This window comes from Microbacterium sp. NPDC058269 (assembly GCF_042881445.1).
GTDB lineage: Bacteria > Actinomycetota > Actinomycetes > Actinomycetales > Microbacteriaceae > Microbacterium.
The window spans coordinates 906,693-932,350 of sequence record NZ_JBHVXT010000002.1; the positions used below are offsets into that span (position 1 = coordinate 906,693).

Sequence of the window (25,658 nt, forward strand, 5' to 3'; positions counted from 1 at the left end):
ATGAGCGACCCCCGGGGCCACACCGCATTCGCCTCGCGGTCTGCGCTCCGGGCCGGGCGCGTCATCGGATGCGAGACTGTGGGGTGATGTCCGAGATGCAGAGCACACGACGAGGCCGCCCCGGTTACGACCAGCAGGGGATCCTCGGGGTCGCCGTCGCCGCCTTCAACGAGTACGGGTACGACGCCACATCCATCGGCATGCTCGCCGAGCGGCTCGGGCTGTCGAAGTCGGCCATCTACCATCACTTCGGTTCGAAAGACGAGATCCTCGACCTCGCGCTCGACGCGGCACTGAGCGGCCTGGAGGCCGTGGTGGAGGATCCGCTTCCCGAGTCGGACGGCAGGGCGGATGCGCCGAGCGCCGTCGACCGGCTCGAGCACGTTCTGCGCGGGGCCGTCCGGGTGCTCGTGGAGCAGCTGCCCGCTGTGACGCTGCTGCTGCGCGTGCGAGGGAACACCGACGTGGAGCGCAAGGCGCTGATCCGCCGCCGGGCGTTCGACCGTCGTATCACCGCCCTCGTCTCGGAGGCGCAGAGCGAGGGGACACTGCGGGCCGACATCGATGCGAGCGTCGTCGCGCGACTCGTGTTCGGGATGATCAACTCGATCGTCGAGTGGTACCGGCCCGGTGGGCGCGAGGGCGCTGACCGTCTCGCCGACGACGTGGTCGCGATCGCGCTCGACGGGCTGCGCACGAACGACGACGCCGGAGCCGCGGCCGTCTGACCGGGCTCCGGCGCGATCGCTGCTACGCCGCCGCCTGCTCCTTCGCGACCAGTGTGAGCACGTCGTATGTGGCCACGATGTCGTCGTGCTGGTTCTTCAGCACGGCATCCCAGCGCACCTCCCCGTATTCGTCGGTCTCTCGCGGAGTGATCTGCTTCGCGGTGAGCTCGACGCGGATGTCGTCGCCGGGGGAGACCGGCGTCACGAACCGCAGGTTCTCCAGCCCCGAGTTCGCGAGCACGGGCCCGGGCGCCGGGTCGACGAAGAGCCCCGCAGCCCACGACACCAGCAGGTACCCGTGCGCGACGCGACCGGGGAAGAACGGGTTCGCCGCGGCCGAGGTCTCATCCATGTGCGCGTAGAAGGTGTCGCCGGTGAACGCCGCGAACGTCTCGATGTCGTCGAGCGTGACGGTACGGGAGCCGCTGGCCACCTGATCGCCCACCTGGAGCTCGGCCAGCGATTTGCGGAAGGGATGCACCCCGCCGCTCTGCGCGTACGGACGCGAGGCCGCACCCTGGTGCCAGACGCCGGTGAGGGCGGTCATCATCTCGGGCGACCCCTGCACGGCCGTGCGCTGCATGTGGTGCAGCACCGCGCGGATACCGCCGAGCTCCTCGCCTCCGCCCGCGCGGCCGGGGCCACCGTGCACGAGGTTCGGGAGGGGCGAGCCGTGCCCGGTCGAGCTGCGTGCGTCATCGCGGTCGAGGAAGAGCACTCGGCCGTTGTAGGAGGCCATGCCGGTGGCGAGCGCGACGGCGACCTCGGGGTCGTGCGTGGCCACACTCGTCACGAGCGACCCTCCGCCCCGGGCCACGAGGGCACTCGCCTCGTCGAGGGTGCGGTAGCCGACGATGCTCGACACCGGGCCGAACGCCTCGATCTCGTTGACCGCCGCGCTCTCCGGATCCTGGAAGCGCAGCAGCATCGGCGCCACGAACGCTCCGTCGGGGGCGGGGCCTTCCGTGCCGTCTCCCTGGCGGACGGTGGGCGCATCCGTCGTGCCGATGACGAGCTCTCCGCCGCCGGCTTGCAGGCGGCCGACCTGGCGCAGCACCTCCTCGCGCTGTGCGATCGAGGCGAGCGGACCCATCGTGACGCCCTCGGCGCGCGGGTCGCCGAGGACCACGCGCGTCGACAGCCGATCACGGACCGCCGCGATCACGTCGTCGACGGCACCCGCCGGCACGATCGCACGACGGATGGCCGTGCACTTCTGCCCGGCCTTGGTGGTCATCTCGGCGACGAGCTGCTTGACGTAGGCGTCGAACTCGGGCGTGCCGGCAACGGCATCCGTCCCGAGGATCGAGGCGTTGATCGAGTCTGTCTCGCTCGTGAAGCGCACGCCTCCCGTCTGGACGCAATCGTGAGCGCGCAGGTGCTCGGCGGTGGACGCCGAACCCGTGAACGCGACGAGGTCTCCGAGCCGCAGCTCATCGAAGAGGCCGGGGACACTGCCGGAGACGAGCTGCAACGAGCCGTCCGGAAGGAGGCCCGATTCCACCATCACGCGCACCATCGCTTCGGCGAGGTATCCGGTCGGGGTGGCGGGCTTCACCACGGTGGGCACGCCGGCGAGGAACGCGGGGGCGAACTTCTCGAGCGACCCCCACACCGGAAAGTTGAAGGCGTTGATCTGCACGGCGACGCCGCGGAGCCGGGTGTAGATGTGGCGGCCGAGGAAGGAGCCGTCCTTGGAGAGGTTCTCGACGCCTCCGTCGACGTACACCTTCGCGTTGGGCAGCTCGCGCCGGCCCTTGCTGGAGTAAGCGAACAGCACGCCGATCCCGCCGTCGATGTCCACCCAGGAGTCCTGCGCGGTGGCGCCGGTGCGACTGGAGAGCTCGTACAGCTCCGCCTTGCGCGCGGTGAGGGCGAGGGCGAGCTGCTTGAGCCGGACGGCGCGCTGATGGAAGGTGAGCTCTCCCAGCGATGCCTGACCGACGGTGCGGGCGTGATCCAGCGCGGCACCCAGGTCGAGCCCGTCGGTCGAGACGCGGGCCACGACCTCGCCCGTCGATGCATCGCGGACGTCGGTGGCCGCCGCGTCGGACGACGGCGTCCACCACGCTCCCTCGACGTAGCTGGGGAGGATCTCGGTCATCTGTGTTCCTTTCACGAGTGTTCCTTTCATGAGGGTTCCCTTCATGAGGCGTCCCATTCGTAGAAACCGCGTCCGCTCTTGCGTCCGAGGTGCCCCTCGGCGACCAGACGGCGCAGCAGGGCCGGAGGTTCGAAGCGCGCGCCCAGATGCGCGGCGAGGTACTCGGCGATGCCGAGCCGCACGTCGAGTCCGACGATGTCGGTGAGCCGGAGCGGACCGACCGGGTGCTTGTATCCGAGCGTCATCGCGGCGTCGATGTCCTCGGCGGAGGCGACGCCCTCCTCGAGCATGCGGATCGCCTCGAGCCCGATGGCGACGCCGAGCCGCGACGACGCGAATCCGGGGGCGTCTGCCACGACGATCGGTGTCTTGCCCAGCGCCGCGACCCATCCGCGCGCGGAGTCGACGAGCGAGGGAGCAGTGCTCGCCCCCCGCACGATCTCGACGAGCGTGGAGGCTGGCACGGGGTTGAAGAAGTGCATGCCGACGAAGCGCGACGGATCGTCGAGCACCGCGGCCAGCTCATCGATCGAGATGGAGGAGGTGTTCGAGGCGATCGCGGCGTCGGGCGCGATCTGCTCTTCCACGCGTCGGAGCGCATCGACCTTGAGGGCGAGGTCTTCCGGCACGGCCTCGACCACGAGCGCGCACGGGGCGAACAGTGCGGCATCCGTGCCCGTGGTGAAGCGCTCCCGATACTCCTCGACGGATTCGAGCGCTGTGCCTCGGGCGATCGAGGCATCGACCGATTCGAGCACGCGGACGGCCGCCGCATCTGCCGCGTCGGTGTCGCGTTCTACGACGGCGACCCGGGCACCTGCGAGCAGGAAGGCGTGTGCGATGCCGGCGCCCATGCGTCCACCGCCGAGCACTCCCACCTGTTCGGGGGCGAGGGAACTGCTCTCGGTCATCGGCTTCTCCGCTCCAGGAAGTCGGTCATCCGCCGGAACTTCTCCGGGCTCTCGAACAGCTCGGCCTGAGCTTCCAGATCGACGGCGGGGTGGCGATCGCGAGGTGCGCGGAACACGCGCTTGGTGGCGATGGTGGCTGCTCGGTCGTTGCGGGCGATGCGATCGACGATGGCGTGCGCGGCCGGCAGCAGCTCGGCGAGGTCGTGGATCGCCGATACGAGCCCGATGCGCAGCGCCTCCTCGGCCTTCACGGTGCGGCCGGTGAGCAGCAGCTCGATCGCCCTGGCGTCGCCGATGATCTCCTTCAGACGCCATCCGGCCCCGGCCGCGGCGAGGATGCCCAGCCCGGTCTCGGGGTTGCCGATGGCGAGCGTCGGCGTGGCGATGCGGATGTCCGCGGCGTAGGCGAGTTCCGCTCCTCCGCCGAGCGCGTAGCCGTCGATCGCGGCGATGACCGGCATCGGCAACTCGGCCAGTCGGATGAACGCATGGGCGTTGATCCCACGCAGCGCGTCGGCGGCACGTCGCTCACGCAGCTCGGCGATGTCGGCGCCCGCCGCGAAGACGCCGTCGGCGCCGGTGAGGATCAGTGGGCGCGGTATGGCCTCGAGCTCGGCGCACAGCACGTGCAGCGCATCGATCGTGGCCTGGTCGATCGCGTTGCGCTTGTGCGGACGATTGAGCGTCGCGACCACGCGGTCGTCGTGCCTTTCGATGAGGAGCGGCTCGTCGCCGAGGAGTCTTTCGGACATCACACCCTCTCCACGATCAGGGCCGCGCCCTGTCCGACGCCGACGCACATGGTGGCGAGGCCGTATCGAGAGCCCTCGCGCTCCATGCGTCCGAGGAGAGTGACCAGTAGACGGGAACCGGAGGAGCCGAGCGGATGGCCGAGGGCGATGGCTCCGCCGTCGGCGTTCACGCGCGACTCGTCGAGGTCGAGTCTTCTGATGCAGGCGATGGACTGCGTGGCGAACGCCTCGTTGAGCTCGATCGAGCCGATGTCATCGATGGAGAGCCCGGCCCGACGCAGCGCCTTCTGCGTCGCAGGAACCGGGCCGAGGCCCATGACCTCGGGAGCCAGGCCCGCACTGGTGCCGGCCACGATGCGTGCCCGCGGCACCAGCCCGTAGCGCTCGACCGCTTCCGCGCTCGCCACGACGATCGCGGAGGCGCCGTCGTTGAGCGCACTGGAGTTGCCTGCCGTGACGACCTGACCGCCGGCCACGACGGGCCGCAGTCGTGCGAGGCCTTCGAGTGTCGTCTCCGGCCGCGGGCCCTCATCGATGAGGACCTCGCCGCCTGGGTTGACAGGTGTGCTGACGGGGACGCCGACGATCTCCGCATCGAAGCGCCCACCGGCGATCGCCGACGCGGCGCGCTGCTGCGATCTCACGGCGAACGCATCCGCCTCGTCGCGGCTGATGCCATCGAGGCGGGCGACCTCCTCCGCCGTCTCCGGCATCGTGAACGTCGCCTTCTCGCGCGCGAGGAGGCGAGGGTTCGGGAATCGCCAGCCGATCGAGGTGTCGAACGCGGCGCCGGGCTTCGCCCAGGCCTTCTCCGGTTTGGCCTGCACCCAGGGCGCGCGCGTCATCGACTCCACTCCGCCGGCGAGGATGATGTCGGCGTCACCGGCGCGGATCGCCTGCGCCGCCATCGTGACGGCAGACATGCCCGATGCGCACAGCCGATTCACCGTGATGCCCGGAACACTGTCGGGAAGGCCCGCGAGCAGGACGGCCATCCTGGCGACGTTGCGGTTGTCCTCGCCGGCCTGGTTGGCGGCGCCCAGGATGACCTCGTCGATCTCCACCTGCAGCGGATCGATTCCCGCACGCCGCACAGCTTCGCGAACGACGATCGATGCGAGGTCGTCCGGGCGCACGGAGGCCAGGGCGCCGCCGTAGCGTCCGACCGGGGTGCGTACGCCTCCGACGAGGTATGCCTCGGTCATGCGGAACTCCTGACTGCGTTGTCTCGACGGTTTCCCGTTGTCCGGACGATCGATCTCGAATTACTGACCGATCGTCCGGTAATTATGTCACAGACGTGGGTGCGGCTGCGATCCCGGGCGCTTATGTGTTCCTCACGTGAGCAGGTCGACGCCCTTCGTCTCCTTGACGAGGGAGACCCCGATGAGGGAGATCACGGCGGCCACGGCGATGTAGACGCCGATCGTCCAGGCCGCGTGGAACTGGTTCATCAGGGCCTCGGCGATCATCGGCGCGAACGCTCCGCCGAGGATCGCGCCGAGGGCGTATCCGATCGAGACGCCCGAGTAGCGCACGTTCGCGGGGAACATCTCCGCGTAGAGCGCGGCCTGGGGGCCGTAGGAGAGCCCGAGTGCGAACGTCATGACGAACAGCGCCACGAAGTACCAGAAGATGTTCGCGGTGTCGATGAGGAACCACATCGGCACCGCCCAGAGCGCGAGCGCGACGTAGCCGATCTGGAAGGTGCGGATGCGACCGAGCCGATCGGAGAGATGTCCGCCCCAGAGGGTGAAGATGAGCCAGCCGAACGAGGCGAGCGTCGTCGCCAGCAGCACCGGCGGACGCTCCATGCCCAGCGTCGTGACGGCGTAGGTCGCGAAGAACGCGATGAGCAGGTATCCCGCCGCGTTGTTGGCGATGAAGATGACGGCAGTGAGGACGACCTGCTTGGTGTTCTGGCGGAACAGGCGGGTCAGCGGCGCGGAGGCCTCTTTGCGACGGCGGCGCAGATCCTCGAAGACCGGGCTCTCGTCGACGGCACGGCGGATCACGTAGCCGACGGCGATGAGCACGATCGAGAACAGGAACGGGATGCGCCACCCCCACTCGAGGAAGGCCTCAGGCGACATCGAGCTGGTGAGCACCCACAGCGTCGATGTGGCGAGGATCATGCCGACGGGGACGCCGATCTGCGGGAACGCCCCGAAGAGTCCTCGTCGGTTGCTCGGTGCATGCTCGACCGCCATCAGCGCGGCTCCGCCCCACTCTCCGCCGGCGGAGAACCCCTGCACGATGCGGAGCAGGATGAGAAGGATGGGCGCCGCGACGCCGATCGCCGCATACGTCGGCAGGAGGCCGATCAGCGACGTGGACAGGCCCATCATGATGAGCGTGAGAACGAGCATCTTCTTGCGCCCGAGCTTGTCGCCGAGATGGCCGGCGACGATCGCGCCGAGTGGGCGGAAGAGGAAGGAGATGCCGATCGTCGCGAACGACAGCACCTGGGCGAAGCCCGGACTCTCTTCGGCGATCGGGGCCAGGAACAGCGGTGCGAGCACCAATCCCGCAGCCTGGGCGTAGATGAAGAAGTCGTACCACTCGATCGAGGTGCCGACGAGGGTGCCGGCGAGCACGCGCCGTTCTTCGGCGGGCATCCGTGCGGTCGGGGTGCGGTCAGAGACTGCTGACGTCATGCGAACTCCGTTGTTCTGCGATACCGAGGGGAGAGGGCGGTGAAGCGCTCCGGGTCATTCATGACCGAATGGTCGGTCAGTAATTGCCGAGCGTAGTGCATCGGCATCGTCGGAATCGAGAATTCCGGACTTCCGGTCAGACCCTTCCGAATGCGCGCAGTGGATGCTCGATGAGCTCGGTCACCCGCCTCAGGAAGCCCGCGGCGTAGCCGCCGTCGCACACGCGGTGGTCGAACGCCAGCGAGAGCTGCACGATCCGACGGGCCACGATCGCCCCGTCCACGACCCACGGGCGCTCGATGATCCGGCCGATGCCGAGGATCGCCACATCGGGGTGGTTGATGATCGCGGCTGAGCCGTCGACGCCGAGGCCCCCGTAGTTGTTGAGCGTGAACGTCGATCCCCGCAGGCGCTCCGGCGGCATCGTTCCGGAGCGGGCCGTGGTGGTGAGCTCGCGCAGCGCCGTGTCGAGCTGCGCGACGGTGAGCGCGTGTGCGCGGGGGACCACCGGAACCAGGAGCCCGCGTTCGGTGTCTGCCGCGACCCCGAGGTTCACGCCCTCGAAGGAGATGATCTCGTCTCCGCTCTCGCTCAGGCGCGAGGCCAGAACGGGGTAGTCCTCGAGGGCCAGGAGCACGAAGCGGGCGAGGAGCGCGGTCACCGACGGAGCCTTCTCTCCCTCCGGAGCCATCTGCGAACGCAGGTCCCACAGCGCGGTGGCATCGACGTCGACCCAGACGGTCGCTTCGGGGATCTCGGATCGGCTGCGGGTGAGCTTGGCGCTGACGGCTCTGCGCAGCGGCGACATCCGTTCGCGCGCGAGCACGGCAAGGCCGTCGACCGTCTCGCCGGATCGGGTTTCCTGTGCATCGTGGTGGGCGCTGACGCCGTCGACGGCGTTCTCGACGGCGGCTTGGAGAACGTCGGCGCGGGTGATGGCACCGTCGGCGCCGGTCGCGGTGATCGTGTGCACGTCGAGGCCGAGATCCCGAGCGAGTCGACGAACGAGCGGGGAACGGACGGCCACGGGGCGGCGGTCGGACGATCCCGGCGACGGAGGAGTCGCGGGGGTGCTCGGGGCGGAATGGATCGCTGTCGGCGCGGGCACCGGCGGCGTCGCGGACACCCGAGGCGCGGTCACCGAGGCTGCGGCCGGGCGGCGTCGCCCCTTCGACGTGCGGGCGGCGGTGCCGTAGCCGATGAGGACGTTCCCCGAACCGGCACGCTCCTCTTCGCGGTACGCTTCGTGCTCAGGCTGAACCGGTGCGGTGCTGGGCGGGGCCGTCGAGGTCAGGGAGTCCGCCACCTCCAGCACCGGAGCGCCGACGTCGATCGTGTCGCCGGCGGTGCCGTGCAATGCGGTGACGATGCCGGCGAACGGCGACGGCAGCTCGACGATGCTCTTCGCGGTCTCGACTTCGGCGATCGGCTGATCGGTGGTGATGGTGTCGCCCACGGCGACGAGCCACTGCACGAGTCCGGCCTCGGTCAGTCCCTCACCGAGGTCGGGCAGGAGGAACACCTGTGCGCCGGCGTGCGGCTTCAGGGGAGTGCTCATACGTCGTCCTCCCAGTGCAGCGTGTCGATCGCGTCGAGCACGCGGTCGACGTCGGGCAGATACCAGTGTTCGAGCTTCGGGGGCGCGTAGGGGGTGTCGAAGCCGGTCACCCGTCGCACCGGGGCGGCGAGGTACTCGAAGCAGCGCTCGAACACCCGTGCCTGGATCTCGGACGCGACGCTCACATATCCCGGGGCTTCGGCGATGACGACGGCACGGCCGGTCGACTTCACGGCGGCCGTCACGGTCGCGTCATCGAACGGCGAGAGCGAACGCACGTCGACGACCTGCACGCTGCGTCCCTCCGCGGCGGCCACCTCTGCGACCTCCAACGCGAGCGGCACCGAAGCACCGTAGGCGAGGAGTGTCACGTCCGTGCCCTCGCGGGCGATGCGGGCCGTTCCGAGCTCGGCGGTGATCGAGGTGTCGACCTCGCCCTTGGCCCAGTACAGCTTCTTCGGTTCGAGGAAGATCACCGGATCGGGGGAGGCGATCGCCGCACGCAGCAGCGAGTACGCATCCTGCGGGGTGGACGGGCTGACGACCGTGAGGCCGGGCGTGTGCGCGTAGTAGGCCTCGGATGAGTCGCAGTGGTGCTCGACGCCGCCGATGCCGCCACCGAACGGGATGCGGATCACCAGCGGCATCCGCATGCCTCCGCGGGTGCGGTTGCCGAGTTTCGCGACATGACTGACGACCTGCTCGAACGCCGGGAGCGCGAACGCGTCGAACTGCATCTCGACCACGGGACGCAGACCGTTCATGGCCATGCCGACGGCCGTGCCGACGATGCCGGATTCCGCAAGCGGGGTGTCGAAGCAGCGCTCCTCGCCGAAGCGTGCGGTGAGACCGTCGGTGATGCGGAAGACGCCGCCCAGCGCGCCCACGTCCTCGCCGAAGACGACCACGTCAGGATCGGACTCGATGGCATCGGCCAGCGCTCTGTTCAACGCGGCGGCCATGGTCATGGTCGTCTTCGTGTCGACGGCACCCTCGGTTCGCATGTCGTCCTGTGCGATCGTCATCGGTGGCCTCCGTTCGGCGTGGTTCCGGCATCGGCGAGATGCGACCTGTCGATCTCGTCTCGCAGCAGGCGCCATTGCTCATCGAGCTGGGGGGATCGGGTCGCCGTCACGAAGCGGAAAAGGTCTTCGGGATCGAGGTCTGCGTCGGTGTTCAGAGCGGCGCGCATCGCTGTCGCGATCTCCTCCGCCCCGGCGGCGAAGCGCTCCTCGGCGTCGGCATCGAGCGCGCCGGTGGAGGTGAGGTATGTGCGAAGGCGCTGCAGCGGATCGCGCGCGATCCAGGACTGCACCTCCTCGCGCTCGCGGTAGCGGGTGTCGTCGTCGGCGTTGGTGTGCGCCTGCATCCGATACGTGTGCGCCTCGACGAGGCTCGGTCCGCCGCCGGCGCGGGCACGGGATACGGCCTCGCCGAGCACTGTCAGGACGGCGGCGACGTCGTTGCCGTCGACGCGCTGTCCGGGCATTCCGTAGCCGATGGCCTTGTGTGCGAGCGAGGGCGCCGCCGTCTGGCGGGAGAGAGGGACGGAGATCGCGAACTCGTTGTTCTGCACGAAGAAGACGACCGGTACGTGGAAGACCGCGGCGAAGTTCATGGCTTCGTGGAAGTCGCCCTCGCTGGTGGCACCATCACCGCAGAGTGCGAGCACCACGGTGTCCTCGCCGCGGTGCTTGGCCGCCTGGGCGAAGCCGACCGCATGCAGCAGCTGGGTGGCGAGCGGAGTGGCCTGCGGGGCGACGCGATGCGCGCGCACGTCGTAACCCGAGTGCCAGTCGCCCTTGAGGAGCACCATCGCGTCGGAGGGCTCGACGCCGCGCGCGATGACGGCGACCGAGTCGCGATAGGTGGGGAACAGCCAGTCCGTGGCGTCGAGCGCCATCGCGGCGCCGACCTGACATGCTTCCTGCCCGTGCGATGACGGGTAGACGGCGAGGCGGCCCTGACGCACGAGGGCTCCGGCCTGATCGTTGATCCGCCGGCCTTCGACCAGACCGCGGTAGGCGGCCAGCAGCGTGTCGGGATCCGGGAGCACGTACTGCTCGTCCGTGACCGGGGCCCCGGTTTCGTCGATCAGTTGCACCGCGGTGTCTCGCGGGAGCAGGTCGGTGTGCAGCATGCGTTCGCCCTCCTTGCCGAACTCGATGAGGACAGCATGCCTCGGACACGACATTCATCCAAGATCTTTCGTCGGATCCTGGATGAAAGGGTGACTAGTGGTGCATTCTTGATCGAAGTGTCAGAAATTCTGCACCGATGGAGGGGGCTCATGGTCGCGCTGGATGAGACGGATCACGCGATCCTCGAAGAGCTGCGCCGCGATGCGCGGGCGTCTATGACGGCGATCGCCGATGCCGTGCACATCTCCCGTGCCGGCGCGCACGCGAGGATCAAACGACTCACCGACGCCGGCGTCATCACCGGCTACGGCGTGCGTACCGACCCGGTTCTCCTGGGGCACCACGCCAGCGCCTATGTGACGCTCGCCATCGAGCAGGCGACGTGGCAGGCGGTGAGCGAGCGGCTTCGAGCGATTCCCGAGATCGAGCACATGGCCCTGGTCGGTGGAGACTTCGACGTGATCCTGCTGGTGCGGGCGAACGATGCCCGTGATCTGCGTCGCATCGTGTTGGAGGACATCCAGGCGATCCCGTCGATCCGCTCGACCAGAACGACCCTGATCTTCGAGGACTACCCGCGGAACTGAGCCGGTGCGTCGCCAGCTGCCTGAGCTCTCGGTCAACCCGCGTTGGCGAGCAGAGACGACACCACGACGATCCCGATGCACAGGATCCCGAACGCCGCCGCGAGCACCGTCAGGGCGAGCAGCATCCCGCCGCCGGGTGGGTCCTGCGGCGCCGTCGGGCCGGCAGACATCGCACCAGGCATCGCACCAGGCAACGTCGAATGCAGCCACGCGGTCATCCGCAGCTGACGTCGCCGTGCGGCCGACCAGAGCGCGCAGGCCGCGACGAGGCCGACTGCTCCCGGGACGAACCCCCACGCCGCGAATGCCGAGGGCAGCATCAGGGGGAAGATCCGGAGCGACACGAGGGAGCCGATCGCGATCGCGAGAGCCGTGCGGCGCCACGCGAGCTCGGTGCGCTCGGGCTGCAGACCCGGATCGAACGGCCCTCGAACGCTCGGCCCCTGACCCGTCACCGCCAGAGCACCCCGGCCACGACGAGCAGACCGACGACGGTGACGACGACGGCGAGCACGACCGCAGAGAACGCGCCGGGCAGGGGACGCGACTGGCGCAATGCACGTTCGGCGCGCATCCATTCCCACCAGGCGAGCGGTGCGACGGCAGTGCCGGTGATGATCAGCAGCAGCGAGGCAGCGAGGCGGAATCCGGCGTGCAGGTCGAGTCCGAGCACTTCCAGGGCGACGCCACCGGCGATCAGTGCGAGCCCGGTGCGAGTCCAGGCGAGAAACGTCCGCTCGTTCGCGAGGGAGAAACGCGGATCGGGTTCCTCTCCGATGGCGTACACCGAGGCAGGGAAACGTCGCATCGCCTCATCGTAGCGGCGCCGTGTTCTCGGCGAGTCAACGGGCGAGAGGGGTCATACGTCAGTCGATCGTGAGCTCGAACCCGTCGGGTGTGGCCGTGACGGAAACCTGCGACAGGTCTGTGACCAGAACGGTGGGGTTGTGCGCTGCCGCGTGCTTCCCGACGCCGATGACGCGCATGCCCGCGGCGAGACCCGCCTGGATACCCGCGCCGGAATCTTCGAACACGACGCAGTCCGCCGGAGCCATCCCCAACAGCTCTGCCGCACGGAGGAAGCCTTCGGGATCGGGCTTGGAAGCGGACACGTCCTCGGCCGTGACTCTCTGTTCGGGGACGCTCAGTCCTGCCGCGCGCATCCGTGCGGTCATCAGGGCGACGTTGGCAGAGGTGACGATCGCGTGCGGGAACGGGCGCAGAGCATCGAGCAACTCGCGGGCTCCCGGGATCTCGATCACGCCGTCGACGTCGTCCGCCTCGTTCGCGAGCATGACGTCGTTCTCGTGGAGGTTGATCGCATGATCGCGCTCCGGCAGCATGATCGCCATGCTCTGATGCCCCTGTCGGCCGTGCACGGTGCGCAGCACGGTCTCGGGATCGATGCCATGCGGTTCGGCCCACGCGAGCCACAGCCTTTCCACGACAGCAGTCGAGTCGACGAGGGTGCCGTCCATGTCGAGGAGGGCGGCGCGGGCGGCGATGGTCTGAGTCACCCGTCCAGGCTACTGCCGGCAGCGGATGGTGTCGGGGCAGGGCGCTCTCAAGTGCGGCGAACCACGCACGCCGTTGTCGCGAAACTCGGGGGCGTCGACCGCGCGGCGGCCAGAGCGCGCGCCTTCTAGGATGTGGTCCGGGAAGGACGAGGATGAACGCACTCGCGAGCAGGGTCATGCAGGTGCTGCGGCAGGTGCGGGGTCCGGAGACAGCAGAAGCCGTCTTCGAGGCGACCGCGCTGATCGTCGGCGCCGGCTTCTTCGTCGCGGGCTTCGTCATCGGTCTCCCGGTGTTCTGGGGGCACGATCTGGCGATCAGCGGCAGCGGTTCGATCGGCGTCTTCGCCGCGTGGGGTGGTGCGGCTACCGCGATCATCGCCTTCACCCTCGGTCGTCTCGCCGTCCGCCCGGAGAAGCAGGATCCGGATGCCGCACGCGACGGGTTCAGCGTGCCGGGCGATCGGCTGCGGTGGTACGACCTCACGGCGATCGCCTTCGCCCATGCGGCGATCGCCTGTCTCGGCTGGCTCGGCATCGCCGAGCTTCTCGAACGGAGCTTCACCGATGCCCCGGTGTTCCCGTTCCCCGGCGCCGTCCTGGTGGCTGTCGCCTTCGCGCTGACCGGATACGTCTCGTTCCTCAGCGCCGTGGCGCTGACCCCGATGGTGCTGTCGCTGGTGCTCGCGGTCTTCCTCGTGGTCGGTGCGTTCGCCAGCATGCTCGCCTCCAGCGACGTGCACTGGTGGCGCGACAACCTGTCCGCGCTCGGCATGAGCACCAACAGCGCATCGGTCGCCTTCAACGTGACGCTGGTCATCGCCGGGGTGATGATCACGACGATCTCGCGCTACGCGACCGCGGGCCTCCCGGCCGAGAGCCCGAACGAGCGTCGAGGGCGGTTCATGGTGCGCGGGGGGCTGATCCTGATGGGGATCTTCCTCGCGTGCGTCGGCATCTTCCCCGTCGACGAGTTCTTCCTCCTGCACAACACCGTCGCCACGGGAATGACCGTCGTCTTCGGCATCGTCGTCGTCGGGCTGCCCTGGTTCCTGCCGACCATCCCTCGCGTGTTCGTCGCCTTCGGGTGGGTGTACGTGCTGGTCATCATCCTGCTCGCGGCGTTCTTCGCGGTCGGGTACTACAACCTCACCGCGGTCGAGCTGATCGCCGCCGTGCTGATCTTCAGCTGGATCATCGTGTTCCTGCGTACAGCGGGGTCGGTCACCGCGCCGGCAGCTACGGCCAGTGCTTCGGCGGAGGCGAGCTAGTCCCAGATCGGATCGTCGGGGTCGGGGGAGTCCGTGCCGTCGGCGTCGGTCATGATGCGCGCTTCAGCGATCCACGACGTCAGAGAACCGTCGTGGAGCATGTGAGGTCGCGGTGAGCCGAGAAGATCGGGGTTCGTCACGATGTCCAGCGGCTCATCGCTCGCGAAGATGACGACGTTGCCGAGTGGTCCTTCATCGTCTTCCGGTTCTGCGTCGAGAACGACCGCGACGTGGTCGAACACGGTGCGCAGTGTGGCGGCTTGTCGCCGTGAGTACTCGAACGGGTGCCCGTCGAGCAGGTTCACGGCCACGACGCCGCCCGTTGCGGAGCGCGCGGCGACGCGGCGGTAGAACTCCTGGCTGGCCACACGATGCCGGATGACCGCGGCATCCCACAGATCGACGACGGTGAAGCGCGCATCCACCCAATCAGTGTCGACCGCGCTGCTGTCGACCGCGCTGCTGCCAGACACGGTGTCACCGTGCGCTGCGGCGCCGAGCACGGGGGAAGGGGGTGACGGCACCGACGATCCCGTCGCGTCCGGAAGATCCGCGTCTGCGACCGCTCGGGCATCGCCGAAGATGACCCGCAGATCAGCGCCGGGGGGCAGGGGCAGCGCGGCGATCACTGCGGCATAGAGAGCGGGCTCGAACTCGACCACGAGTTGACGGGATCGGGCACGGGTGGCCTCGACGTAGCGTGCCAGGGTGAGTGCTCCGGCCCCCAGATGCACGGTGAACAGCGGTGTCCCGGGCTCAGCCGCAGCATCCATCGCCCTGGCGATGTGCTGTGTGTAGGCGTATTCGAGTTCGGTGGGATCGGTCATCGACACGACGGACTGCGCAATCCCATCGACGCTGAGCTCGTAGCGCCCGGCTCGCCTTCTCGATTCCACCAGCTTCGCTTTGCGATTGTCGAGCATGAGCGAGAACACCCGGCGATTCCTTGGCACCCGTCGATCTTAGATCGGGCACGCGACTACCCTTGAGGGAACATGGCACATCTTCTCGGGGCTGAAGCCCTCCACCTCGAATATCCGACCAGGGTCGTCTTCGACTCCGTGACCCTCGGCATCGAGGAGGGCGACCGCATCGGCATCGTCGGTCGCAACGGTGACGGCAAGTCGAGCCTGCTCGGCATGCTGGCCGGCATCAAGGAACCGAACTCCGGACGCGTCACCGTGCGCGGAGGAACGCGGATCGGCGTGCTCGATCAGGCCGACAACCTTCCGGACGACCTCACGATCAGCGCCGCGGTCGTCGGCGACACCCCGGAGTACGAGTGGGCGGGCGACGCTCGAGTGCGCGACGTCATCGAAGGGCTGCTCACCGATCTGCCGTGGGATGCCGAGATCGGATCCCTCAGCGGCGGGCAGCGCCGCCGGGTCTCGCTCGCGAAGCTCCTGACCGGGGATTGGGACGTCATCGCCCTCGATGAGCCCACCAACCACCTCGACGTCGAGGCGATCACCTGGCTCGCCGGGCACCTCAAGAAGCGCTGGTCACCGAACTCGGGCGCTCTCATGGTCGTGACCCACGACCGGTGGTTCCTCGACGAGATCAGCACCGAGACCTGGGAGGTGCACGACCGCATCGTCGAGCCCTTCGAGGGCGGCTACGCGGCGTACATCCTGCAGCGCGTCGAACGTGACCGGATGGCCTCGGCCACCGAGGCGAAGCGCCAGAACCTCGCCAAGAAGGAGCTCGCCTGGCTCCGTCGCGGTGCACCCGCCCGCACGGCGAAGCCGAAGTTCCGCATCGACGCGGCCAACGAGCTCATCGCCGACGTGCCCGAGATCCGCGACAAGGTGTCGCTGCAGTCGCTGGCCGTCTCACGCCTCGGCAAGGACGTGGTGGACCTCCTCGACGTCGGTGTGACCTACCCGACCGCGGACGGCGGCGAGAAAGTCGTGCTCCGCGACATCGAGTGGCGCATCGCACCGGGGGAGCGCACCGGCATCCTCGGCGTGAACGGTGCCGGCAAGTCGACGCTGCTCGGACTCATCTCCGGCACCGTGGAGCCGACCGTCGGCCGGGTCAAGCGCGGCACGACCGTGAAGGTGCAGACCCTCACGCAGCGACTCGACGAGCTCACGCAGCACTGGAACGACCCGGTGCGCGTCATCATCTCGGGCCTGCGCACCTCGTACACGATGGGTGCCGGTTCCAAGGCGCAGGACCTCACGCCGGGCCAGCTGCTCGAGCGGCTCGGTTTCGACTCCGCCCAGCTCTCCACTCCGGTCAAGGATCTCTCCGGTGGTCAGCAGCGCCGGCTGCAGCTGCTGCTGGTGCTGCTCGACCAGCCGAACGTGCTCATCCTCGACGAGCCGACCAACGACCTCGACACCGACATGCTCGCCGCGATCGAAGACCTTCTCGACTCCTGGTCGGGCACGCTGCTGGTCGTCAGCCACGACCGGTACTTCCTGGAGCGCGTCACCGACCAGCAGTACGCGATCCTCGACGGGCATCTGCGCCATCTCCCCGGCGGGGTCGACGAGTACCTGCGGCTGCGCCACCTGCAGGCCTCCACGGGATCGAAGCAGACCGCGACCTCAGCGGCGACGGCGACGGCAGCGGCCAAGGGCCTGGACGGCGCAGCTCTCCGCACCGCTCAGAAGGAGATCTCAGCCCTCGAGCGGCGCATCCAGAAGCTCACACAGCAGGTGAACGCGGCGAAGACCGCGCTGGCCGACCACGACCAGTCCGACTATGCGGGCCTCGGCGACCGGATGAAGAAGATCAGCGAGCAGCAGGCTGAGATCGAGGAGCTGGAGCTGCGCTGGTTCGAACTCAACGAGGAGATCGGCTGACCGAGGAATATCCTTCTCTCAACGCTGTTGGGAGGTAGGGATGGAAGGCCTCGAAGTAACAGTCCTGCTCGGACTCACGATTCTCGTCGGAACCCTGATCGCCCGGCGCGTGCGCCTCGCGCTGCCCCTCGTCCTCGTCATCTTCGGACTGCTGCTCGGCTTCGTGCCGCAGCTGCGAGAAGTGCAGCTGCCTCCGGAGACGGTGCTGCTGCTGTTCCTCCCGGTGATGCTCTTCTGGGAGAGCCTCACCACGTCTCTGCGGTCGATCCGACGCGACTTCCGCTACATCCTGCCGATGAGCACGGTGCTCGTCGTCGCCTCGGCGTTCGCGGTCGCCGGCATCGGTGTGCTGTTCGGGATGCCGTGGGAGATCGCCCTCATCCTGGGTGCCGCGGTCGCGCCACCGGATGCCACGGCCGTCGCGGCCCTCGGGCGGCTGCTGCCGCGCCGCATGTTCATGAAGCTCAAGGCCGAGAGCCTGACCAACGACGGCACGGCACTGGTGCTGTACGCGATCGCGGTGTCGCTCGCACTCGGCGGCCAGATCACCCCGCTGTCGGTCACCCTCGACGTGCTGGTCTCCTACGTCGGCGGGATCGCGGCCGGTGTCGTGGTCGCCGCTCTCGGCTACCTGCTGCTGCGTCGCACCTCGTCGACGATCGTGATCAACGTCGCCCTGCTGCTGATCCCGTTCACGGCGTTCCTCGTCGCCGAGATGGTGCACGCCTCCGGTGTGCTCGCGGTCGTCGTGGCCGGGCTCATCGTCGCGTACGTGTCACCGCGCGTCACGACCGCCTCGTCCCGACGCCAGGCAGATGCGGCCTGGCCGTTCGGCGTCTTCCTGCTCAACGGCGCCCTGTTCGTGCTGATCGGGCTCGAGGTGCAGTACGTCGTGCACGAGATCTCGGCAGCGGCGATCGGCCGTCTCGTGCTCATCACCCTCGCGGTGTGGGCGACACTGCTGGTCGTGCGTTATCTGTTCCAGCTGCTGAACGTGCTGTTCCAGCGTCAGGCCGGTCCGAGACCCGCACGCGGCGCCAGGGCACGGGCCAGAGTCGTCTCCACCGTCGCCGGTATGCGCGGCGCCGTTTCGCTCGCGATCGCGCTGTCGGTCCCCACGAGCATCACAGAGGGTGGGGCCATCAACGGTCGCGATGAGATCGTGTTCGTGACCGCCGGCGTCATCCTGCTGAGTCTGCTCGTGCAGGGACCGCTCCTGCCCGCGATCGTGCGGTGGGCGCGGTTCCCCGTCGACCACGTCGAGGACGAGGAATACGAACTCGCCGAACGGGCGATCTCCGGGGCGGCGCTCGCCGCTCTCGACGACCTCGCGGCTGAGCACGGCGTGGGGCAGGAGGTCCTCGATCGCGTGCGGTCGGAGGGCTATCAGATGCTCGAGTTCGCGAACGCCCGGTCGTTGGCCCGCGAGCAGGCCCTCGTCGACGCGGAAGCCGATGCTCTCGACGAGATGCTCGGCGAGCCCGACCCCCTCAGTGCCGGAACCGCCGACATCGGAGACGACCCCACCACGGGAGGCGGAACCTCGCAGGCGACAGAGGGGAAGGCCACCGACGGCACGGTGCTGCAGATGATCGCGACCTCGACCGATGTCGACCTCGCGCAGCGCTCGCCGCTGATCCGGCATGAGGAGCACACGCGTCTCAAGCTCGCCCTCATCGACCGCAAGCGTGAGGTCCTCCTCGGGCTGCGCGGCGCCGGCACGGTCGACGACGTCGTCGTGCGCCGCATCTCCGCCCGACTCGACCTCGAGCAGGTGCGCCTGCAGGGGATCGAGGAGTACGACTGAACACCGAGCGGACGTCACCGCGGTCGGAGCGCATCGAGACGACGACGGAGCGCACCCGCCAGAACGATCCGCCTGAGAACGAGGAGACCGATGTCCACCACGATGAGAGCCATCATTCTCGATCGATTCGGCGACGAGGGGGAGCTGCGCGAACAGTCGGTTCCGATCCCCGCGGTCGGCGAAGGCGATGTGCTCATCCGCATCGATGTCGCCGGCATCGGGTCATGGGATCGGGAGGAGCGCGCAGGCCACTACGAGGGAGCTTTCGGCGTGCCGTCGACCTTCCCCTACATCCTCGGGTGGGAAGGTGCGGGGGCGGTCGAGGCGGTCGGCGCCGACGTGACGCGCTTCGCTCCGGGGGATCGGGTGTACGCCGCGTCGACCCCCGTCCCGCGAGGCGGGTTCTACGCCGAGTATGCGGTGGTCGACCAGGAGCATGTCGCCCCGGTGCCCGCGCGCCTGACCGACGAGCAGGCCGGAGTGCTCGCCTGGGACGCGCTGACGGCCACGAGCGGACTCGACACGATCGATGCGCGCCCCGGAGACACCGTGATGATCTTCGGCGCGAGCGGAGGGATCGGTCACCTCGCGGTGCAGCTTGCCAAACACCGTGGACTCCGGGTGCTCGCGGTGGCCTCAGGACAGGACGGAGTGTCGCTGGCCGAGGGCCTCGGCGCCGATGTCGCCGTCGACGGGAGGCGGGATGACGTGATGGCGGCCATCGAGGGCTTCGCTCCGGAGGGCCTCGACGGCGCACTCGTCACCGCCGGAGGTCGGGCGGCCGAGGATGCGCTGCGCGGGGTGGCACCGTCGGGGCGCATCGCGTGGGCGCACGGTGTGAATCCGCCGCCGTCGGCCGAGGTCGTCGAACGTGTGTCGTTCTACGACGGCGACCGCAGCCGAGCGGCACTGCAGCGTCTGAACGAGGTCATCGAGTCCAGCCTCATCGCCCCGCACGTGGCGCAGGTGTTCGACGCGGACGAGGTCGCCCAGGCGCACCACGCGCTGCGAAGCCATTACGTGGGAAAGCTGGCGTTGCGCGCACCGCGCTCTTCGCGCCCGCTGTGACGCTGTGTGCCGCACGCCTTCGCGTGTGAGGTGAGAGAAGGGTCCGAGCGTGCGAACACTGCTCGGACCCTTCCTCACCACGGGATCAGATACCGGACAGGTCGACCCAGTGCGTCAGCTTCAGCCACGCACTGCCCGTCCCCGAGAGCTGGTACTTCACCTCGGCCAGAACCCGAGGGGAGGTGAGAGAGTTCTGCGGTGGCTTGATCTGGAAGCCCCATCCGGTGCTGTAGCTGTAGCTGTTCGCCGTCGGCGCCTTCTTGATGATCGACGGCACTCCACCGCCGCTGTAGATCTCCACCTTCCGCTCTTTGAGTCCGAACCCCGGGTCGGGCGTCCAGCTGCCCGTGACCTTCTCTGTCCGAATCTGATCGCCCTTCAAGGTGTACTGGATCGTGATCGACGACTTGACCGAACCGTTGTCGTGATTCCCGCCGACGGAGGACCGCGGGGCGATGATGCCCGGCTCGGTCGGAGCAGCTGATGATTCGGTCGAAGGGATCCGCGCTTCGATCGTGGCCGACGTGCTGTTCGTATCCACAGGTATCTGCTCCGACTGCTGATACACGATCGCTCCGGTCCTCACATCGGTGACGACGACTGTCGAGTTCGCGTAGAGAGGCTCCTCTGCCGCCGCGTGAGCGGCGGCAGGCAGTGAGAAGGACAGAAGTACCGCGGTGGCCGTGGCGAGTGCGACTTTCTTTCGTGTTTTCATGACGTCTCCGGTCGTGGGATCGGCGCCGGACGGCACCGACACTCTTTCGAGTGCGTCGAGCAGAACACATGGTGCGATTGCTGTCGCCGACTGTTTCTCGCCGTCGCCGACTGTTTCTCACCGTCGCAGCCTGTGTCGTTCGATGACGGTCGGCCAGGGCGCAGGCGCGCGCGGTCGATTCGAGTCGGGTGAAGACGGTCGACCTGTCGCTGTGACGCCGTGTGACACTCGATTCCGCGTGCGTCGCGCGGCCTGCCTAACGTATTCGAGTCCCCCAAGAGAGGAACTCCTTCACATGTCACGCCGCACCACTTCCATCCTGGCCGCGCTCGCCGCGGTCCCGCTCTTCGTCGCACTCACCGGGTGCGCCACGGGGTCGTCCGATGCCGGATCCGGCAGTGAGGGATCGTCCGAGAACGAGGTCGTCAAGATCGGCGTCGTCGGCGAGAGCGATCCGCAGTGGCCCGCGTTCGTGGATGCGGCTGCGGCGGAAGGCATCACCGTCGAGCTCGTCGATTTCGGTTCGTACGAGCTTCCGAACCCCGCGTTGAGCGAGGGTGAGGTGGACCTCAACCAGTTCCAGCACATCGTGTATCTGGCTCAGTACAACGAGGCATCGGGCGATGATCTCGCGGCGATCGGATCGACGCAGATCTACCCGCTGGGTCTCTATTCGACGAAGTACGATTCCGTCAAGGACATCCCGGAAGGCGAGACCGTCGCTGTACCCGATGATGCTTCGAACCAGGCCAGGGCGCTGCTGGTGCTGAAGGCCGCCGGACTCGTCGATCTGAAGGACGGCGGCACCGCCTTCTCGGATCTCGCTGACGTCGATGAGAGCACGTCCAAGGTCAAGGTCACAGCGCTGGAGGCGGCCCTCACCCCTGAAGCCCTGCCCGACGTCGCAGCAGCCGTCATCAACAACGACTTCGTGGAGGATGCGGGGCTCTCGTTCGACGACGCGCTCTTCACCGACGACCCCGAGGACCCGAGTGCGCTCCAGTACGTGAACATCTTCGCGTCCCGCGCCGAAGACGTCGACAACGAGACCTACCTCAAACTGGTCGAGATCTTCCAGACCGACAAGAACGTGCAGGAAGGTCTGGCGAAGTCGTCGGGCGGCACCGGCGTCACGTTGCAGACGCCGGCCGACGAGCTGGCCTCGCTGCTCAAGGACGTTCAGAAGGACGTCGCGGCGAACAGCTGATCAGGTCGACCTGAGAGAATCGGGCGACGCGCGAGCGTCGCCCGATTCGTCGTCTGCAGGTCGACCACGCCCTTCCTTCCCCCCTCAAGACCGGAGCACTCCATGCCCATCGTGTCCCTCGAGAACGTATCGAAGAGATACCCGTCCCCGGCTGGGGCTGACGAGCAGATCACGGCGGTCGACGGCGTCACGTTGCAGATCGATCAGGGAGATGTCTACGGCATCATCGGATACTCCGGGGCGGGCAAGTCGACGCTCGTGCGTCTCATCAACGCTCTGGAGCCTGCCTCCGAGGGGCGCATCACTGTCGGCGGCGTGGAGATCACGGCTCTCGCGGAGCGCGAGCTGCGCCGGGTGCGCAGCGGAATCGGAATGATCTTCCAGCAGTTCAATCTCTTCTCGTCGAAGAGCGTGCGGGCGAACGTCGCGTATCCCCTCAAGCTGGCCGGATGGTCGAAGCCCGACATCGAGGCGCGTGTCACCGAGCTGCTCAGCTTCGTGGGATTGAGCGACAAGGCGCGCTCATACCCCGAACAGCTCTCCGGCGGTCAGAAGCAGCGTGTGGGCATCGCCAGAGCCCTCGCCACGAGGCCGGCCATCCTCCTCGCAGACGAGGCGACCAGCGCGCTCGACCCGGAGACCACGCACGAGGTACTGGCACTGCTCAAGAAGGTGAACGAGGAACAGGGCGTGACGATCGTCGTGATCACGCATGAGATGGATGTCATCCAGACGATTGCAACGAAGGTCGCCGTCATGGACCGCGGTCGCGTCATCGAGCACGGCGACGTGTTCGAGGTCTTCTCCAACCCACAGCACGCCGCTTCGCAGCGGTTCGTCGGCACGGTCGTGAAGGGGGTGCCCTCTCCGTCTGAACGGGCGGTGCTCCGTGAACGTCACGATGGACGCCTCGTGACGTTCTCTTTCCGTGACGGCGGTCCGTCCCAGGCGCAGGTCTTTCTCCAGCTCGCCGACGCGGGACTGGAATTCGAGCTCGTGTTCGGGGGCATCAACGACATCCGCGGGCGTGCCTTCGGGCACCTCACTCTCGCGATCCGCGGCGAGGACGGTGTCATCCAGCAGACGCTCGCGAGCATCGCCCCACATGTCGACGTGTCCGACATCGACAGCGAGGAGGTGCGCTGATGGATCGTCTCATCGAGCTGGGGCCGGAGTTCTGGACGGCTGCTGTCGAGACTCTCTACATGGTCTCTCTCACTCTGGTGCTGGGCGGCCTGCTGGGCGGTCTGATCGGCGTCGGCCTGTACCTCACCAGGCCGGGAGGGATGCTGCAGAATCGGGCGGTCTCCGCAGTCCTGAATCTCTTCATCAACTTCTTCCGCCCCATCCCGTTCGTGATCCTCATCACGGTGTTGATCCCGTTCTCGCGTTTCATCGTGGGCAGCGGCATCGGCACGAACGCCGCGATCGTGGCGCTCGTCGTGGCCTCGATGTTCGCGATCGGCCGCATCGTCGAACAGCATCTCGTCGGGGTCTCACCCGGAGTGATCGAAGCCGCACGCGCGATGGGGGCCGGCCCCTGGCGGACGCTCTTCACCGTCGTGATCCCGGAGGCCCTGGGGCCGCTCATCCTCGGGTACACGTTCGTCATCGTCGCCCTCATCGACATGACCGCGATGGCGGGTTACATCGGTGCAGGCGGTCTCGGGAACTTCGCACTGACCTACGGACGTCGTCAGTTCGAGCCCGTGGTGATGTGGGCGGCCGTGCTGCTCATCGTCGTCTTCGTGCACGTGGCGCAGACGCTCGGAACCCGCCTGGCCCGCAAGGTCATGCGCCGCTGAGGGAAGCCTCGTCGGCAGGCGCCTCCTGCAGGGTGCGACGAGTGGTGAACACCCGCTCCGTCCCGCTCAGCGGATCGATGAAGTGCAGTTCACGAGCGAGCAGCTGCAGCGGGCGGTCGAAGTCGTCGGGCAGGTCGTCGAGCAGCTCCGGGTAGAACCGGTCGTTCAGGATGCCGATGCCGAGGGCAGCGAGGTGCACGCGCAGCTGATGCATCTTGCCGCTGTGCGGCCGCAGCAGCGTGTGCACCACGTGGTCGTCGCTGCGGATCCGCTCTATCAGCGTCTCGGCGTTCGGCTCCCTGGTGTCGTCGACCTGCACGCGCACCTGGGCGCGCGGCTTCTCGATGTGGTTGCGGTAGACGACGGGGAACGACGGGAGCTCGCCGCGCTCGGGGAGGGCGGATACCGCTTCGTACACCTTCTGCACCTGCCGATTCTCGAACATCAGCTGGTAGGCACCACGGGTCGCGGGTCGTGACGAGAACATCAGCAGCCCGGCGGTCGCCCGGTCCAGGCGGTGGATCGGCGCCAGGTCGGGGTTGTCGAGGAGGTTGCGCAGCCGCACCAGCGCCGAGTTCTGCAGGAACTTGCCGCCGGGCGTCGTGGGCAGGAAATGCGGCTTGTCCACCACGACGAGGTGCTCGTCCTGGTGCAGGATCTCGATCTCGAACGGGATCCGCGTCTCGACGGCGGGTTCGCGGTAGTACCAGACGAACTCGACGCTGCCGAGCGGGGCGTCGCGCGGGACGGGAGAGCCGTCGGCCCGCACGATGTCGCCGCGGTCGAACCGTTCGAGCAGCCGCTCCGGATCGAGGTGGAAGAAGCGCTCGACCATGTACGCGGCGACGGTGGGCCACGAGCCGGTGAGGGGCACGTGCAGCCGTGTGGCTCCCACGCCGTCGCGCACGGGGAGAGGAGAGGGCATGCCCATCAGCTGCGGCCGGTCACGAGTCGAAGCTCAGACTCAGCTTGCGCAGCAACCCGGCGAGGCGATCGCGATCCGAACGGGAGAGTGCCTGCAGCAGATCGGCCTCCACGTCGACGAGCCGCGTGATGGCGGCATCCACGCGGATGCGCCCGTCGTCGGTGAGGGTCACCAGCACGCTGCGGCCGTCGCCGGGGTCGGCTTCGCGGCGGACGAAGCGCCGCCCGACGAGGCGGTCGATCCGGTTGGTCATGGTGCCGCTCGAGACCAGCGTCTGCTGCAGCAGCTGCTTGGGGGAGAGCTGGAAAGGCGCGCCGGCCCTGCGCAGCGCCGAGAGCACGTCCCACTCCCAGTGCTCCAGGTCGCTGCGACGGAACACGTCACGGCGGGCGCGGTCGAGGTGTCGCGACAGCCGGTCCATCCTCGACAGGACCTCCAGGGGGGAGAAGTCGAGGTCGGGGCGCTGGGTGTTCCACGCGCCGACGATCCGGTCGACCTCATCCACCTCGCTCATCCGCCCATTATCGCGCGTGCGGGCCGGGGATCAGGACGGCGGGTGCAGCTCGAGCGTCATGAACGTGCTGTACGGGTCGAGCGCATAGGAGCCGAACGGGCCGCATTCGCGGAAGCCGGCCGCGGAGTACAGGGCGCGCGCCGGAACGAAGAACTCGGCACTTCCGGTTTCGAGGGAGATCCGGCGGACGCCACGGGACGCGGCATCGTCCAGGAGGAAGGCGAGCATCGTGCGTCCGAGACCGCGCCCCCGCAGACCGGGGTCGGTGCGCATCGACTTGATCTCCTCATGCCCGTCCTCGACCGTCGCCAGCGCCCCGGTGGCGACGGGGCGGCCGTCGAGATGGCCGGCGAACAGTCGCACACCCGGAGCCAGCAGCCGCTCGAAGACCAGGGCATGGCGGCTTTCCGCGGGGGCCGTGTGCTCCAGTTCCGCGTGGTGGGCGACCAGGAACTCGGCGAGAGCGGGGCTCGCGGCCTCCACCTGTTCGATGACGATGCTCATGTCGTCAGCATTGCAGATCGGTATTTCGCGCGGATGACGGGCGGCGGTGTCAGCAGAACCGGGGCCGGAGCATGGCA

General features: G+C 68.2%; 25 protein-coding genes. 9 read left to right on the forward strand and 16 right to left on the reverse strand.

Translation table 11 applies throughout. The annotated features are described in order from the left end of the window. Positions 1–86 precede the first annotated feature (86 nt). Complete coding sequence (locus tag ACFVWL_RS12745; protein WP_387183164.1) at positions 87–728, forward strand: TetR/AcrR family transcriptional regulator; 642 nt, start codon at positions 87–89, stop codon at positions 726–728. A 22-nt stretch (positions 729–750) separates the two neighbouring features. On the opposite strand, the gene paaZ is transcribed toward ACFVWL_RS12745, so the two are convergent. The 8 genes from paaZ to pdhA all read right to left on the reverse strand — a co-directional run bounded on the left by paaZ (position 751) and on the right by pdhA (position 10,850). Then, positions 751–2,832 (reverse strand): phenylacetic acid degradation bifunctional protein PaaZ, encoded by a 2,082-nt coding sequence (gene paaZ, locus ACFVWL_RS12750; protein WP_387183166.1) that lies wholly within the window; start codon positions 2,830–2,832, stop codon positions 751–753. Between the two features lie 41 nt (positions 2,833–2,873). After that, positions 2,874–3,743 carry a 3-hydroxyacyl-CoA dehydrogenase family protein gene (locus ACFVWL_RS12755; protein ID WP_387183167.1) on the reverse strand — a complete coding sequence of 290 codons (870 nt, stop codon included), beginning with the start codon at positions 3,741–3,743 and terminating at the stop codon, positions 2,874–2,876. After that, positions 3,740–4,495 (reverse strand): enoyl-CoA hydratase/isomerase family protein, encoded by a 756-nt coding sequence (locus ACFVWL_RS12760; RefSeq protein ID WP_387183169.1) that lies wholly within the window; start codon positions 4,493–4,495, stop codon positions 3,740–3,742. Before ACFVWL_RS12760 ends, ACFVWL_RS12755 begins: the two co-directional genes overlap by 4 nt. After that, complete coding sequence (locus ACFVWL_RS12765) at positions 4,495–5,700, reverse strand: thiolase family protein (protein ID WP_387183172.1); 1,206 nt, start codon at positions 5,698–5,700, stop codon at positions 4,495–4,497. The genes ACFVWL_RS12760 and ACFVWL_RS12765 overlap by 1 nt, the downstream gene beginning before the upstream one ends. A 132-nt stretch (positions 5,701–5,832) precedes the next feature. Beyond that, positions 5,833–7,152, reverse strand: coding sequence for an MFS transporter (locus tag ACFVWL_RS12770; protein ID WP_387183175.1), 1,320 nt, complete (start codon positions 7,150–7,152; stop codon positions 5,833–5,835). 136 nt (positions 7,153–7,288) lie between these two features. After that, entirely contained in the window at positions 7,289–8,710 is a 1,422-nt protein-coding gene (locus tag ACFVWL_RS12775) for a dihydrolipoamide acetyltransferase family protein (protein ID WP_387183177.1), read from the reverse strand. Continuing rightward, positions 8,707–9,735: an alpha-ketoacid dehydrogenase subunit beta gene (locus tag ACFVWL_RS12780; RefSeq protein WP_387183180.1), complete on the reverse strand. Its 1,029-nt coding sequence runs from the start codon at positions 9,733–9,735 to the stop codon at positions 8,707–8,709. The genes ACFVWL_RS12775 and ACFVWL_RS12780 overlap by 4 nt, the downstream gene beginning before the upstream one ends. Next, positions 9,732–10,850, reverse strand: a complete 1,119-nt coding sequence (pdhA, locus tag ACFVWL_RS12785) for a pyruvate dehydrogenase (acetyl-transferring) E1 component subunit alpha (protein WP_387183183.1) — start codon at positions 10,848–10,850, stop codon at positions 9,732–9,734. The genes ACFVWL_RS12780 and pdhA overlap by 4 nt, the downstream gene beginning before the upstream one ends. Before the next feature lie 150 nt (positions 10,851–11,000). Between pdhA and ACFVWL_RS12790 the strand changes: the two genes are divergently transcribed. After that, the gene (locus ACFVWL_RS12790) at positions 11,001–11,438 is read left to right on the forward strand and encodes an Lrp/AsnC family transcriptional regulator (protein ID WP_196802707.1); all 438 of its coding nucleotides are present in this window, start codon (positions 11,001–11,003) and stop codon (positions 11,436–11,438) included. 32 nt (positions 11,439–11,470) lie between these two features. On the opposite strand, the gene ACFVWL_RS12795 is transcribed toward ACFVWL_RS12790, so the two are convergent. Genes ACFVWL_RS12795 through ACFVWL_RS12805 form a run of 3 tightly spaced genes read right to left on the reverse strand, consistent with a single transcriptional unit; the run spans position 11,471 to position 12,955 of the window. Further along, positions 11,471–11,893 (reverse strand): DUF202 domain-containing protein, encoded by a 423-nt coding sequence (locus ACFVWL_RS12795; protein ID WP_387183187.1) that lies wholly within the window; start codon positions 11,891–11,893, stop codon positions 11,471–11,473. Then, on the reverse strand, positions 11,890–12,246 hold the full coding sequence (locus ACFVWL_RS12800; RefSeq protein ID WP_028503454.1) for a YidH family protein: 357 nt from the start codon (positions 12,244–12,246) through the stop codon (positions 11,890–11,892). The genes ACFVWL_RS12795 and ACFVWL_RS12800 overlap by 4 nt, the downstream gene beginning before the upstream one ends. 58 nt (positions 12,247–12,304) lie before the next feature. Beyond that, positions 12,305–12,955 carry an HAD-IA family hydrolase gene (locus tag ACFVWL_RS12805; RefSeq protein ID WP_387183190.1) on the reverse strand — a complete coding sequence of 217 codons (651 nt, stop codon included), beginning with the start codon at positions 12,953–12,955 and terminating at the stop codon, positions 12,305–12,307. A gap of 152 nt (positions 12,956–13,107) precedes the next feature. Here ACFVWL_RS12805 and ACFVWL_RS12810 point away from each other — a divergent pair, with 152 nt between their 5' ends. Beyond that, positions 13,108–14,223 carry a DUF998 domain-containing protein gene (locus tag ACFVWL_RS12810; RefSeq protein WP_387183193.1) on the forward strand — a complete coding sequence of 372 codons (1,116 nt, stop codon included), beginning with the start codon at positions 13,108–13,110 and terminating at the stop codon, positions 14,221–14,223. On the opposite strand, the gene ACFVWL_RS12815 is transcribed toward ACFVWL_RS12810, so the two are convergent. Next, positions 14,220–15,176 carry a spermidine synthase gene (locus tag ACFVWL_RS12815; RefSeq protein WP_387183196.1) on the reverse strand — a complete coding sequence of 319 codons (957 nt, stop codon included), beginning with the start codon at positions 15,174–15,176 and terminating at the stop codon, positions 14,220–14,222. The two genes, ACFVWL_RS12810 and ACFVWL_RS12815, sit on opposite strands and share 4 nt — an antisense overlap. Positions 15,177–15,218: 42 nt before the next feature. On the opposite strand from ACFVWL_RS12815, the gene ACFVWL_RS12820 reads away from it, so the two are divergent. From ACFVWL_RS12820 to ACFVWL_RS12830, 3 genes are all read left to right on the forward strand, one after another. Beyond that, positions 15,219–17,036 (forward strand): ABC-F family ATP-binding cassette domain-containing protein, encoded by a 1,818-nt coding sequence (locus ACFVWL_RS12820; RefSeq protein WP_387183199.1) that lies wholly within the window; start codon positions 15,219–15,221, stop codon positions 17,034–17,036. Positions 17,037–17,076: 40 nt separating this feature from the next. Continuing rightward, positions 17,077–18,843, forward strand: a complete 1,767-nt coding sequence (locus ACFVWL_RS12825; RefSeq protein ID WP_387183202.1) for a Na+/H+ antiporter — start codon at positions 17,077–17,079, stop codon at positions 18,841–18,843. A 90-nt stretch (positions 18,844–18,933) separates the two neighbouring features. Next, positions 18,934–19,911, forward strand: coding sequence for an NADP-dependent oxidoreductase (locus ACFVWL_RS12830; protein ID WP_387183205.1), 978 nt, complete (start codon positions 18,934–18,936; stop codon positions 19,909–19,911). An 85-nt stretch (positions 19,912–19,996) separates the two neighbouring features. Here the strand turns inward: ACFVWL_RS12830 and ACFVWL_RS12835 are convergent, their stop codons facing one another. Beyond that, positions 19,997–20,626, reverse strand: coding sequence for a hypothetical protein (locus ACFVWL_RS12835; protein ID WP_387183208.1), 630 nt, complete (start codon positions 20,624–20,626; stop codon positions 19,997–19,999). 295 nt (positions 20,627–20,921) lie between these two features. Between ACFVWL_RS12835 and ACFVWL_RS12840 the strand changes: the two genes are divergently transcribed. From ACFVWL_RS12840 to ACFVWL_RS12850, 3 genes are all read left to right on the forward strand, one after another. Beyond that, positions 20,922–21,833, forward strand: coding sequence for a MetQ/NlpA family ABC transporter substrate-binding protein (locus ACFVWL_RS12840; protein WP_387183210.1), 912 nt, complete (start codon positions 20,922–20,924; stop codon positions 21,831–21,833). 102 nt (positions 21,834–21,935) lie between these two features. Beyond that, positions 21,936–22,979, forward strand: a complete 1,044-nt coding sequence (locus ACFVWL_RS12845) for a methionine ABC transporter ATP-binding protein (protein ID WP_387183213.1) — start codon at positions 21,936–21,938, stop codon at positions 22,977–22,979. Continuing rightward, positions 22,979–23,638, forward strand: a complete 660-nt coding sequence (locus ACFVWL_RS12850) for a methionine ABC transporter permease (protein ID WP_021198776.1) — start codon at positions 22,979–22,981, stop codon at positions 23,636–23,638. Before ACFVWL_RS12845 ends, ACFVWL_RS12850 begins: the two co-directional genes overlap by 1 nt. Here ACFVWL_RS12850 and ACFVWL_RS12855 read toward each other — a convergent pair. From ACFVWL_RS12855 to ACFVWL_RS12865, 3 genes are read right to left on the reverse strand one after another with little or no spacing between them, the layout of a single operon-like run. Beyond that, positions 23,625–24,563 carry a pseudouridine synthase gene (locus ACFVWL_RS12855; RefSeq protein ID WP_387183217.1) on the reverse strand — a complete coding sequence of 313 codons (939 nt, stop codon included), beginning with the start codon at positions 24,561–24,563 and terminating at the stop codon, positions 23,625–23,627. The two genes, ACFVWL_RS12850 and ACFVWL_RS12855, sit on opposite strands and share 14 nt — an antisense overlap. 19 nt (positions 24,564–24,582) lie before the next feature. Then, complete coding sequence (locus tag ACFVWL_RS12860; RefSeq protein ID WP_029260528.1) at positions 24,583–25,077, reverse strand: MarR family winged helix-turn-helix transcriptional regulator; 495 nt, start codon at positions 25,075–25,077, stop codon at positions 24,583–24,585. A gap of 30 nt (positions 25,078–25,107) precedes the next feature. Then, positions 25,108–25,581 carry a GNAT family N-acetyltransferase gene (locus ACFVWL_RS12865; RefSeq protein WP_387183221.1) on the reverse strand — a complete coding sequence of 158 codons (474 nt, stop codon included), beginning with the start codon at positions 25,579–25,581 and terminating at the stop codon, positions 25,108–25,110. Positions 25,582–25,658 lie beyond the last annotated feature (77 nt).